General features: G+C 32.3%; 6 protein-coding genes. 2 read left to right on the forward strand and 4 right to left on the reverse strand.

Features of this window, described 5'->3' with window-relative positions:
- The first annotated feature begins 201 nt into the window (after positions 1 to 201).
- Entirely contained in the window at positions 202 to 444 is a 243-nt protein-coding gene (locus OM075_RS02150; protein ID WP_301188817.1) for a hypothetical protein, read from the forward strand.
- A 119-nt stretch (positions 445 to 563) separates the two neighbouring features.
- Here OM075_RS02150 and OM075_RS02155 read toward each other — a convergent pair whose 3' ends face one another.
- From OM075_RS02155 to OM075_RS02170, 4 genes are all read right to left on the reverse strand, one after another.
- Positions 564 to 2,510, reverse strand: coding sequence for a RagB/SusD family nutrient uptake outer membrane protein (locus tag OM075_RS02155; protein ID WP_301188818.1), 1,947 nt, complete (start codon positions 2,508 to 2,510; stop codon positions 564 to 566).
- 212 nt (positions 2,511 to 2,722) lie between these two features.
- Positions 2,723 to 6,013: a SusC/RagA family TonB-linked outer membrane protein gene (locus OM075_RS02160; protein WP_301188819.1), complete on the reverse strand. Its 3,291-nt coding sequence runs from the start codon at positions 6,011 to 6,013 to the stop codon at positions 2,723 to 2,725.
- Positions 6,014 to 6,747: 734 nt separating this feature from the next.
- Positions 6,748 to 7,920 (reverse strand): glycoside hydrolase family 43 protein, encoded by a 1,173-nt coding sequence (locus OM075_RS02165; protein WP_301188820.1) that lies wholly within the window; start codon positions 7,918 to 7,920, stop codon positions 6,748 to 6,750.
- 268 nt (positions 7,921 to 8,188) lie between these two features.
- Entirely contained in the window at positions 8,189 to 9,343 is a 1,155-nt protein-coding gene (locus OM075_RS02170) for a glycoside hydrolase family 88/105 protein (protein WP_301188821.1), read from the reverse strand.
- 392 nt (positions 9,344 to 9,735) lie between these two features.
- Between OM075_RS02170 and OM075_RS02175 the strand changes: the two genes are divergently transcribed.
- The gene (locus tag OM075_RS02175; protein ID WP_301188822.1) at positions 9,736 to 13,797 is read left to right on the forward strand and encodes a hybrid sensor histidine kinase/response regulator transcription factor; all 4,062 of its coding nucleotides are present in this window, start codon (positions 9,736 to 9,738) and stop codon (positions 13,795 to 13,797) included.
- Positions 13,798 to 13,857: the final 60 nt, after the last annotated feature.

A 13,857-nucleotide genomic window follows, 5' to 3' on the forward strand; every position in this document is an offset into this window, starting at 1 on the left:
CCTGTACGTTTATGTTACGTTGCAGACCTCATTCTGATACAACACGATTGTATCATTGTTTTAATTATTCCATTTTCCAAAACTGATCCAACAATTATTCTAAAACAAAACTCGTTGCTAATAGCTACCATTCCTAAATACTATTCTGTTAAGAATAAAATTACATGAACTATCATATAATAATTCAAGTATCTTTGCAATATGAACACGGCCTTGTATTATTTTTCAGGAACTGGTAATAGTTTAAGTGTTGCACAATCCCTTAATACGATTATTAAGGAAAGTGAATTATATCCTATTATTGGATGCCTAAAACATAAACCGGTACAAATTAAGGCACAAAGAGTAGGTATTATATTTCCTATTCATTTTATGACCATACTACGAATGGGAAAAAAGCTCATCACAGAAATTAATTTTCAAAAGCCCAAAATGTTTTTGTAATTTGTTAACTCCTCATACAAAAAAGAGGTTGTCTCAATAAAACATGAAACAACCTCTAAATAATTAATAAAACTTTCTTTGATAACGAGTGCTTGTATTATGATATAATCATAAACTTATTATTCATCTGCTACAGCATCTTCCCAATTAGTCCACACGTCCACATTAGGATCATAACCATCGTAGCCTGGATTTTGGCTTAATACACCTTCTCTGTTTGCATTAATTGCATATTGAGGGATTGGCCAATAGATGTTATTTGGAGCTATAGTATATGGTCTGTTACTTTGTTGCCATACATATGCATTAGCTTTATTATAAAATCCATTTAATCCATTAACTCTATTCCACCAGTAACTATCTGAAGCAAGAGTATTAACATCATAAGTATTTCCCCATTCGTCTGCTTTTCCACTCATGGCCAAACAATATGAAACTCTGCTTAATTCCATGTGACGCCATTCTTCAAGATAAAGCTCGCGAGCTCTTTCATCCATAATATCGCCAATAGTAACTGTAGTAAACAATTGCTCACATCCTGCACGCTCTCTAACTTTATTTACGTCTTCAGCCGCTCCTGTAGCATCACCATTGTAAAACTTAGCTTCAGCTCTTAATAAATATGTTTCTGCCAAACGATAGCAATACCAATCTCCTGCTCCTCCTCTATGGTTAGCATTTGTTGATGTAAGCTCAGTAGGACATTCTACATACATTTTATAATGTGGCCAATCAAACCAACAACGAATCGTATCCTGACAAAGAATATTGCCATTATCATCATACAATTGAAGATTTTTTCCATACCACTCTTCATCTGATGAATTATTATACTTAAGATCAGTCATTTTAACCCAGTTACCAACTGTACTACTGTGTCTTAAATCTCCGGCATCTTCAACATTATTCACATTCCAGATTTGATGCGTATAATAATAAGTAGGACGGATATGCGCAATACCTCTACCATAAGCTGTTCTGTAATCTAAATTCTCATCATAGCTCGACCAACTTGGAGCTGTATATCTAATTGCATTAACACCTGCTGGTGATTTCAATTCCCATCTGTTATCCAATAAAGGAAGCCAGTTACGCATTGATCTCATTTTAATAGAAGCATCAGTATCTGCCATATTAGGTAATCCCAATATAGTTTCTGTATTTGATGATGCACATTTATTTACAGGTCGGTGCAAATCCCAAATTACATTACGTGTGATTGGCCAAGTTGCTTCTTTAGGATCTTGAAATACTCCAAAACTATCCATCATAAGTGAATATCCGGATTCATTAATTAGTATATCAGCCTGTTCAATAGCCTTTTGCCATTGTCCTGTAGCTAAATAACACTTAATCAACAATTGTCGACATGCACCTTTACTTACCATTCCGATGTAATCCATTTCTGATTGCTCCGGAACGTACTCAACGGCCTTTTCCATATCCAATGTGATCATTTCAAGAATAGCCTCACGTTTGGTGCTTTTGTAATCAAATTTAGGTCCCTGAACTAACTTAGAAATTAATGGAACATCGTTAAACTGAAACACCAGTGCCAAATATCTGAATGCTCGGTGAAAATAGGCTCTACCTAAAAATGTTTTTTTCGTATTTTCATCTAAACCTTCCACTTTATCAACATAACTAATTACTGTATTAGCATGTTTGATACCTAAAAAGTGTTCATTCCAAAAATAGGCAATTCCATTTTGGTCGTTATCACTAATTGCATTAGTAGGAGTTAATGTACTTGCAATGTCTGCAAACACTCCACTATTATCTGTCATTGCAGCCACAGCCTCTTCGGAGAACATATATTCAGTACTGATTGGAAGCGCTCTATCTCTGTCTTGATAATAAGTCCAATAAGTACGAATATGTCTGTCGCACATTGCTAACGTTGATTCTAAACCAGCTTCTGTAGTAAAAGTGACTGCCGGTTCATAAAACGATAGTGGGTCAGGCTTTAAAAATTCCTCATTACAGCTTCCTAATCCTAATAAGAGCGAAGCTGAAACCAGAAATTTTCCTGATATAGAATATATATGTTTAAATGTATTTTTCATGTGTCTAAAATTATTTTATTTGGCCACATGGAACTCGCCTAAATAGTCATTCTCGTGTGTGAGAAGTTTTTATCATGGCTCGTTTCATGTGTTTAATAATTTGTTTTTTATGGTCATATGGAACTTGCCAGTTTTGTCATCCAAGTGTGTGAGAAGAAGTTTGACTTCGTCGAACTCACGATTCTCACAGCTCGAACCATATCGTTTTTTTTTTACAATACAACATTAACACCAACAGTAAATGTTCTTGGAGCAATACTTCCTGTTTCAGGATCCCAATAATTCCAATCTTTGGCCCAAACAGCAACATTACGAACATTACCATATACTTTTAACTTTTCCATTCCTAATCGTTTTACAATTCGGGAAGGGACATCATAACTCAATGCAATGTTTTCAAGACGAATAAAATTACGGTTGAATAATCTACCTGGAGATGTTAATCCAGTAGGTCCACTAGCGTTTAATCGACCATATTTATTGGATGGATTATCTATTGTCCAATATTTTCTTTTATAAACATTATAGTTATTATCAATTTCTGATCTATTATTAAGTCTGTTCAAGTAATCTGTAGAAAGACTCTTGTGCCCCATATAAGAATAAATATTGAACGAGAAACTTAAGTTTTTATAGAAGGTAAAATCATTTCGTAAAGACCAGTTAACTGGAGGTGCTGACTGACCTAAAAATTTCTTATCCTCATCGTTATAAACAGGCCTCATTGTACCATCTTCATTTTGAACATCGTCAGCTGTATATCTGTTCTCAACTTTTGGATCTCCAGGTCGCTGACCATAACGTGCAGCCTCATCAACTTCATCTTTTTGCCAAATACCTGTTACATTGTAATCCCAGATAGTACTAATAGGTTTTCCTATAAACCATTTGTTTGAAATATCATCATCCTCTTCTACTGATAATACATTACCATTTTCATCGTAGGTTGTAGTGTAAGTATAATACAAGTGTTTGATTACATTTTTATACTTTGAGAATCCAATAGAAGTATCCCATGTAAAATTATGGTTATTCACATTATGCGTTGTAATAGCAATTTCAAAACCTTTGTTATTTACTTCTCCAAGGTTACAAGTAATTGCGCCAAATCCGGTAAAATTAGGCAGACTTTGATTCATGATCATATCTGTTGTAGACATGTCGTAATACTCAAACGACCCAGTAAATCTATTACCAAAAAATCCAAGATCTAATCCAACATTCACGGCAGAAGTTTTTTCCCACTGTAAATTTGTATTTGCAAGGCGTGTAGCTTTTAATACCTGAAATTGATCATAACTACCATCGTTCGTATAGTAACCTTGTGTACCAAGTGCTGAAGCTAAATTTGCTAAAGCAATGTATGGATCACTTAAAGATCGGTTTCCATTTTGTCCCCATGAGAATCTTAATTTACCCATACTCAATGGTTCCCAGTTAATAAATTCCTCATTAGCAAAAGTCCATGCTAAAGCCATAGAATAAAAGTTAGCTCGTGGATTTGATGTCCCGAAAGCAGAATAACCATCACGACGAATAGATCCTGTAAACATATATCGCTCATCATACGAATAGAATAAACGACCTAACATACCATCAGCAGTTTCATGACTATCATAACTATCAAAGGAACTTTTATCTTTATTTGCATTCCTTGTTGAGTGGAATCCTAAAGCATCACTAGGAGTAATATCTCTTGCTTCAATTCTATCTTTCCAAAATTGTCTTTCTTCCGCTTCCTGAACAAGTGTGACGTTAAAGTGGTGTTTATCTGCAAAAGTTTTATCCCAGTTAATTGTATTGTTTAACGACCAATCAAAACTTTTAGATTGCTCTCTGTTCACTAAACCATTAGTACCAGCCCAATCGGGATGATTAGCAGATTCAAAATATCTATCGTAAAAGAACTGATAACGAGGAGACGCATTAAATGAATAAGTGATATTAAAAGGTAATGTTAATTTTGCTGTAAAAATAGAGTTAAGCACTGTAAAACCTTTTTCTAACTCTCTGTAAGGTCTGTCATAGTCATAATTATATCCCTGCGCATAACCACCATCATTCATTGGATGAACTACTAAATCGCCATTTTCATCTTTATAGCTGGCAAACGGACTATTCTCAATTATTTGTTTTCCCCAGTCTATGCCAAGATCTCCATCGGTTCTTTGTTGAAAATTAACATTTGCACCAATAGTTAATCTGCTGTTAACTTTTCCTTCAACTTTTAAATTTGAACGAATTGTTGAATAATCATTTCCTATAGCAACACCCTGGTTATCCAAATATCCTATTGACATATAATAATTCATATTATCGCTGGCACCAGAAACACTAAGATTATAATCCTGATTTACACCTGTACGAAAAGAATGATCGTACCAATCATAAGTTTTACCTTGTAAGTAATTATCAAGCGTTTTATCCTTAATACCTAGTCTTTCTGCCCAGATTTGGTCATTCCCTTTATCAGGAGATACATTTGATTCGTATCCTCTCCATTGATCAGAAGTTACCCCATATTGAGAAAAATTTCCTGAAGAAGGATTTGAATAATAACCGGGTTGATCAACTCTGGTTGTTTGATATGCTTCGTAATTACCTGTTGCTTCATTAACACCATAAGTTGGTGCAGTATACCAATCTTCATAAAACTGCATATAGCCATCCGGACCGTATACTTCACGATTAGCACCCATTGTTACAATACCTGTAGAAGCTGTGAAATTAATTTTTGGTTTTCCTTTTTTACCTTTTTTTGTGGTAATAATGATAACACCATTGGCAGATTTAGCTCCATATACTGCAGCAGCAGAAGCATCCTTTAACACATCAATTTGCTCAATATCATCAGGATTAACCTCAGATAATTCTCCATAAAAAATCATTCCATCTAATACAATTAAAGGATTGTTATGACCACCATCTGTATAAACAGAGCGTTGACCGCGAATAGTCATATCTCCACCTCCTTTTGCATCAGGACTGAATCCTACGCTTAAACCTGGCTTACCACGAAGTAAGTCAGCAACTGTGTTTGGATTTTCGTTAGCCACCTTATCTGGCTTAACCTGAGTAATTGAACCTGTTAAATCAGATTTTTTCATTGATCCATATCCAATTACAACTACTTCATCCATACCAATGGACTCTTCAACCATTTTAACATTAATAATTGACTTTCCCTCTACTGGTAATTCCTGTGTGTGCATACCAACAAAAGAAAAAACAAGCGTACCATTAGCTGGAATTCCCTTTAAGGAATAATCTCCATCAACAGATGTTATTGTACCAACTGTTGTACCTTTTAAAACAACAGAGACTCCGGGAATTGCATCTCCTGATGAATCTATAACTTTTCCTGTAACTCCTATTTCCTGAGCAAAAGACTCAATAGGAATAAATGCAATCATAACAATGAAGGCCAATAACAGAACTGATTTCTCTTTCCATTTTCTGTAACATGTCCTTCGACAATTAAAACTAGATAACTTTTTTTCCATAGTCGAATTTTAAATAATTAATCATTCATGTTAAACTTTATATAGATTTTCACTTATTGTTAGCAAAGTAATTTTGAACAATAATTAAGAACTATTAACATTGCGAATGTACCCACGGCTATATGAAAAAAGGTTCATAGATCATTCGATAATCCCGAATTATGTACCACCCCTATAAACAAAGGGATTCGTGCATCTTTCTGATCTATTTTTAATCTTTTTTGAATGGTATTTTTCTTAAAATATTGGCAAGTAAAAACGTTATACCTTCTATAATAATCCGATAGAAAATTAACTCTGGAAAAGCAAATTTATTAGGGCTGTCTATTGTTAAAAGAATAGAAAAACACACTCTTCAACTTGTTATATTGACAAATAAATAATACAACTCAGAAGTATCGTATTGAGAGAGAAAAGGAGAATAACATTTAAATTAATATCTTATGTATTTGAAAAAAAACTCTAATAACCCCTACCAAAGCTCAAGTAATTTGGCACAACTGACAATTACTCAATAGTACCCCATAAAAAAACCACAATGGAAAATACATCCATTATGGTTTAAATATGAAAGAATATCTGAATATTGATTTTTGAAATAAAATTTATATTATTCAATAATGATGAAGAATATTGACTATTAATAAAATATTCTATTTCAGACTAACTATAACTTACAACAAACAACTTAGCTATCTCATTAAAATCACTTATAAACAACAAACATCTTTCTTTTATTTTAATACCCATTCATTATGCCATTTAATAAGAGGTTTATCTTTTTCAAAAGTAATGGGTAGCCAAATATACCTTCCATCAATATGTTTCTGGGGATTCCATCTGTCACCCATAAAAATAAAAGCATCTTTTTTTCCTTCAACAGGTAAAACAAAGGTACTTTGCGAATTAAATGTTAACTCTTTATCCTCTCCAACACATGGATTTCCTACCTGCTTCCATGGTCCCCATATTGATTCTGCAACAGCTAATCGTGCTTCATTAGGAGCCCAACCTGTACAACCAGATGTAATTAAATAATAAATGTCTTTTCTTTTAAATAAAGCAGGTGCTTCATTATGCCCACCGGGGAACATTCGTATATACTTTCCTGTATAATCTAGGTAATCATCAGTTAATTCTGCAAGATGTAAAGTCAAATTATCCTCGGAAGAATAGATATGATATGCTGTACCATCATCATCAACAAAAAGAGACATATCACGCGACATTTGTCCCCCTTCAAAATCACGCCTTACAAACATTCCTCCTTTTATCGCCTCCATCCAATCCGGAGTCCACCATTTATCAAAATTACCAGGTTTTATTGACGACAAGCGTTGTTCTTCAGTCATATTCATTGGCCATTTGCCGGCGTTAGGGCGCAGATTTTTAATAAATTCATAAGGACCCTGAGCATTTTTACTTACAGCAATACCAACATTAGCTGCACTATAGCCTTTCCCTTTCAGTTCAAGATGAAAAAACATAACAAACTGATTGTTCATTTTATTATAAATTACTTTAGGTCGCTCAATCGTACAACCTTTTGTAATTGGGCTCAAGGTATCGTTTTTTACAACTTCAAGAGCAACTCCCGAATCAGTCCAATTATATAAATCTTTTGATTTATAACATTTCACACCTACCAAGGCAGAACTTGTATGTTCACTTTTATGCTCACCAAACCAATAATAATAACCATCATGAAATAAGATACCCCCGCCATGAGCATTGATATGAGTTCCATTATTATCTAACCAAAGTTCTCCTGGATGAAATTTTTCATACTCCTTGTCTCTGTTTTGAGCCGACAGGTTTACTCCAAAATAGTTATTTATGGTTATAACAAACACATTAAAAATAAAGAGTAAACAAAATAATTTTCTAATTCTTCCTTTAAATACCATATTAATACACATTTTAATTCACAACTAAGATCATTAATAAATGGTATAGAAAAGTTCAAATATCATCCTGAAAGGGATAAATTTCACCCAATAATTTTACATATAAAGACCACTCACAACTAGTGTTTTCATTAATTACTAGCAGATTACCTCAAATCAACGAAGGTAATTCTGCTAGTAAACCAATACAAACCTATACTACCTGACTAACCCAAAAACATAATTTGTCCCCATGTTTTTTATACAAAATTCAATAATCCTGATTTTATTAATTCTTACTATTTTCGAGAAATTTAAAAACTTCTGAAGCCGCCAATAAAAAAGCCCCTACACCAAAGTTTGCCGTTGAATTTTCATCAACATGCTGGCCCGGGATAGCTCTTTCGCCTATTGGTTGTACATAACCTATTCCTCCATCTTTTTGTAAAGCTACTTCCGTTAGGTACTTCCACGACTTATCCACTACAGGCATATATTCCTCTTTATTTAAACATCCGTTATTTATTCCTGATAAAAAACCATATGTAAAAAATGCGGTACCACTCGTTTCAGGCCCGGGAGCATACTCCGGATCTAAAAGACTTCTTGTCCAATAACCTTCGGACTGTTGTGTCTTTTTTAAAGTAACAGCCATTTTTCTATAAATTTCTATGAATTTATTTTTATGCTTGTAAGTATCTGGTAAATCCTGAATTGTTTTTGCTAAACCGGCGAACACCCATCCTTCACCTCTGGCCCAAAAATCTTTTTTACCATTTGTTGTTTTGTGTTTCGGATAAACATATCTGCCATCCCTATAAAATAAACCTGTTTCTTCATCATACATTATAGAATGAGCATACTTATAATACTGATATAACTTATCTAGATACAGATTTTTTCCTGTGATATGATAAAGTTTGACCATAACCGGCATTACCATAAACAAACCATCAGCCCACCACCAATAATCATTATTCTCTGTTCTCATCTGATACTCCATAACCTCTATGGATCTGGCAATCATAAATGAATCTTTCTTTTCAGAAAGATTAAATAAATCAATATAGGTTTGAAAACAACTTTGCCAATCACCGAAAAGAACATATTCAGGAGATTCTCCATAACTATATTTCCACAGATTTTTATTATCGGACATGGCTCCTTTCCAATTATTATGATTTGCCCATGCTAAAGAATAGTTTTTATATTTCTCTAATTTAGTAATTTCATATGCAGCCAAATTACCTGTATGATATGCTGAATGATCCCAAAAAGCTCTGCCTTTATAACTATTGTTCTTTTGCCAGTTATCATTTACCTTGACAATAATATTTACAATATCTTGTTGCGAATAATTTTTACTAATTGAGATATTTTGGGGCTTACGAGCACATGCAAGTAAAAAAACGCTAACAACTAGTAATAAATACATTCTATTCATAAACTCTAATTTATTTTCATTGACTGTATGGAACTCACCATTTTTGTCATCCTATTGTGTGACAACTTTTTATCATGGTTCATTTCATTTAGAAAAATTTATTTTAAATATTTTAGTTGGATTTAATTACGTATCTTAAACTAAATTGAATTAAATCATTGTACTTTGATTCCGAAAAGTGATGATTCCATACCACAAATAGGTTCAACAATTATCCTATTAAGTTGAATTTAAATGCAACTCTTTAAAATAGACAGATGCGGAATATTGATGACTTATATACCGCTATTTTTTGAACGTTTTTTACCCCGTAAAAAGAAAGTTAATTTGTTAATATTTAATATTATTACACCATAAAAATCATGTCGACTCAATAAAAATTATCATAACAAATGAAACTAAGCTACTTGCTATTCATAATATTATTAACACTTTGCCAATCAACACTCACGCAAAATATTTCGATTAATCAGCTCGACATATTGGATAAATTACCTTCAAATTCAATAAGAAGTATTTTTCAGGATAAAGAGGGATATATATGGTTCGGTACAACGGAAGGATTATGCAGATATGATGGTTATAGGATTAAAACATTTAAATCCGGACTTAATGACAAGCACTTGTTATCAAATAATGAGATAAACTGCATTACTGAAGTTGATAAAGGAAAATTACTTATTGGAACTAAAAAAGGTTTAAACATTCTTGATAAATCAACTTATCAAATTAACCATTTCCCAGACAGTATTTTAAAGGATAGAAACATAAATAATATTGTATATGGTAGTGATTCTACAATATGGGTTTCCTATAATAATGGATTAAACAGATACAACAATCACTTTAAAATTATAGAACGATACATGGTGCCTGATGAAAGGTTTAACATACCAATGGGAGGAGCACATGTGTATGAAGATTCCTATAAAAATATTTGGGTAACAGTATGGGATCGGGGTTTATATAAACTTAACAAAGAGTTAAATGAGTTTGTAAAATATCCCAAAATTGGTGAGTTTGATAATCCATTCTTTGTTTTTCAGGATAATAAAAACAATTATTGGGTAGGGACCTGGGGGCAAGGCCTTTACCAATTCTTCCCCAATTCAGCACCAGAGAATACATACAAAAAAATGCCGGTTCCTCAATGGATGGAACAAAACATAAATCAACAATATTATTCCATCACACAAGACCAAAACAATGAGTATATATGGGCTATGTCATATTCCGGAATAATTACTTATAAATACAATGAGTACGGAAATATTGAGATAGTCGATAACAGATATCTATTTAATAACACCAATAATATCTTTAGTAAAATAATAAAAGATAATAAGGGTAGCTTATGGATTGGAGCTTTTAGCGAAGGTGTATATAAAATAGACTTTGATAAAACGAAAATATCCAATTTCCCTTTAGAAAGACTTGATGATAAAATAAATATTGCCCCATCATTTTCTAATTTATGTGAAGACAAGGATGAAGATGTATGGATTAAACAAAATAGAGGACAAAGCTATGTATACTCTGAAAAAACAAAAGTTTTAAAGAGACTTACTGACTTTCCTGAATTAGCAGCAATTCCGGATTTCAACTATATCACCTACTTGTCATATATTCCGGGACGCGATGAAATTTGGGCATGTAAATGGAATGAATCAACCATTTATAAAATAAAGAAGAAGAATGGAAAAATAAGGAAAATAACCTCACAACCACTTGATAAAGAAAATGCCACTCCCGGTGATGTTAAAATTATTTATGAAGATTACTTTGGAAATGTCTGGATTTCAACCGACCATTCCATATATGTTCAACCTGCAAATTCAGAAAACATTTCTATTGTACATGAAGGAATTACTAAAATTACATCTATCTCAATGGATATAAATAACAACTTATGGCTAAGTTCTGCCGAAAATGGCTTTTACAAAATAGAACTTCCGTCAAAGTTAGAAGAGGATAATATACCAGAGCTGAAAAATAAAATTTATCAACACCTAGAAAAAGGCAAAAACATACAGGCTCTTGTTGCTGATTTAAGTGGAAACATCTGGATAGCAGATGAATTTGGCAACTTATTTTCGTATAATCTGATTGATAAAACTTTTAAAACCCAAACTCGTAATTGCGGTCTAGATGACGAAATAATTTACGACTTAATTGTAGATCAATTTAATCATTTGTGGATTGTAAGTCATAAAAAAATAATAGAATATAATCCAGAAAACAATGCTTCTTATATTTATGATACACATAATGGATTATCTATCAATACCCATATGAAAGGTGCTTTTTTTATGTCTAAACTATCTGAAAAAATATATTTTGGAGGAAACCGAGGATACTCTTGTATTACTCCATCTGAAAGATTAAAGCAACCTGCACAGCCTACCAAAACAATTTTAACTGATATCAAAATCCAAAATGAATCTATAATTAACAACAAGGATATTTATAATAAAGAAGATAACACCCTAACCTTATCTCCTGATGACCGAAATCTTGAAATTCATTTTTCGAATTTAAACTATGACGATCCTTTGAAAATAAGATATGCCTATAAACTTGAAGGTATAGATGAAGACTGGATAGAGCTAAAATATAACAGGCAATTTGTTGTATTCAACCAGTTAAAACATGGTAATTATACGTTTAAGGTTAAATCCACAGACATCCATAACCTATGGAGTAATAATGAAACTAAATTAACTGTAATACGAAGACCTGCATACTATGAAACTTCATTCGCGTTCTTTGTATATTTTGTTATGGCTGTTGTGGCAATTAGCTTCCTTGTTTATTTTATTCGTGGTAGAATTAAATTGATTAACAAGCTGGAAATGGCTGAGTTTGAAAAAAATAAAACTGATGAATTAACGCATCTTAAACTAAAGTATTTTACAAATATATCGCACGATTTACTAACTCCACTTACAATTATTTCATGCATTATTGATGATATTGAAACCACAACCCCCAATAGAAAGAAACAGATAGTAACCATGAGATCAAACGTGGTGCGTTTAAAAAGAATACTTCAACAGATACTTGATTTTAGAAGAGTTGAAGATGGAAAAATGAAACTCAGCATTACAAACTCTGATATAACATCATTTGTTAAAGATATTTGCCAGGAACATTTTGTACCAATGTTAAACAAGAAACAAATTAGTTTTAATTTTTCATCTAACCCCGAAATAATAGATGCCTATTTTGACCATGATAAAGTAGATAAAATAATATTTAATTTATTAAGCAACGCCTATAAATATACTCCCGAAAAAGGCGAAATTAGTATTGTTATAAATCAAATAAATAACAACGACGAAAGATTTATTTCGATTGAAGTGAAGGATACAGGCATTGGTATTCCGGACAATAAAATTAAGGATATATTTACTCGTTTTTATACAAACAGATCAATGAATGTAAGTAATACAAATGGCATTGGCTTGTCTCTTTGTAAAGACCTTATTGAATTACATCATGGATCTATAAAAGTTTCAAGTATTGTAGATAAAGGAACCACATTTACCATCACACTCCCAATAGACAAGAAAAATTATTCATCTGAAGAAATGACTTCTGATTCTATGAAGGAAATCTCTGAACGAAGCTATGATTCTGATATAATTTTTGAAGAAGAAAAGTCTCAGGAAGAAACTGGAGTTATCAAGGATATAAACTTATTAGTTGTTGAAGACAATGCTGAATTACTGCTAATCATGCAACAACTTCTTTCCAAACATTATCATGTTTATACTGCCACAAATGGAATAGAAGCTATTGAGATCATAAATAAAGAGGAAATAAACATTATTATAAGTGATGTGATGATGCCTGAAATGGATGGTATTGAATTATGCAGAACGATTAAAGAAAATTTAGCAACCAGCCATATTTCTGTAATTCTATTGACTGCTAAAAACAATATTGATGATAGAATTATGGGATTTAAAGCCGGAGCTAACGCCTACATCTCAAAACCTTTTAACTTAAAAGAATTACATGCAAGAATTGACAATTTTGTAGTACAAAAACAAAATAAACAAGAAAGTTTTAAGAAAAATCTGGATATAAATATTTCAACAATAGAAAACCATAATTTAGATAAACACTTCCTAAAAACGGCCATTGATATTATTGAAAATAATCTTACTAAAAAGGATTTTGATGTAAACGGATTTGCCAGCGAACTTAATATGTCGAAATCGTCATTATATAGAAAAATAAAATCGATTACTGGATTATCTCCTGTCGAATTTATCAGAAATATAAAACTTAAACATGCATCTGAATTACTAAAAAACAATACTGCTGTTATTACAGATGTTGCCTATGCGGTAGGATTTTCTGATCCAAAGTATTTTTCATCATGCTTTAAAGCAGAATTTAATATTACGCCAAAAGAGTTTCAGAAACAAAATACAGAAAGTAAATAGTTGTTTATTTTCTAAAAAAGAAAGGCTGCTTTATAAATATGTAAACAGCCTTTTTTTGTA

Source organism: Plebeiibacterium sediminum (assembly GCF_026013605.1).
Taxonomy (GTDB): Bacteria; Bacteroidota; Bacteroidia; order Bacteroidales; family Marinilabiliaceae; genus Saccharicrinis; species Saccharicrinis sediminus.

Excerpts from the sequence above, each read along its gene's own strand:
- OM075_RS02150 (WP_301188817.1), top strand. The coding sequence starts at position 202 with ATGAACACGGCCTTGTATTATTTTTCAGGAACTGGTAATAGTTTAAGT.
- OM075_RS02155 (WP_301188818.1), bottom strand. The coding sequence starts at position 2,510 with ATGAAAAATACATTTAAACATATATATTCTATATCAGGAAAATTTCTG.
- OM075_RS02160 (WP_301188819.1), bottom strand. The coding sequence starts at position 6,013 with ATGGAAAAAAAGTTATCTAGTTTTAATTGTCGAAGGACATGTTACAGA.
- OM075_RS02165 (WP_301188820.1), bottom strand. The coding sequence starts at position 7,920 with ATGGTATTTAAAGGAAGAATTAGAAAATTATTTTGTTTACTCTTTATT.
- OM075_RS02170 (WP_301188821.1), bottom strand. The coding sequence starts at position 9,343 with ATGAATAGAATGTATTTATTACTAGTTGTTAGCGTTTTTTTACTTGCA.
- OM075_RS02175 (WP_301188822.1), top strand. The coding sequence starts at position 9,736 with ATGAAACTAAGCTACTTGCTATTCATAATATTATTAACACTTTGCCAA.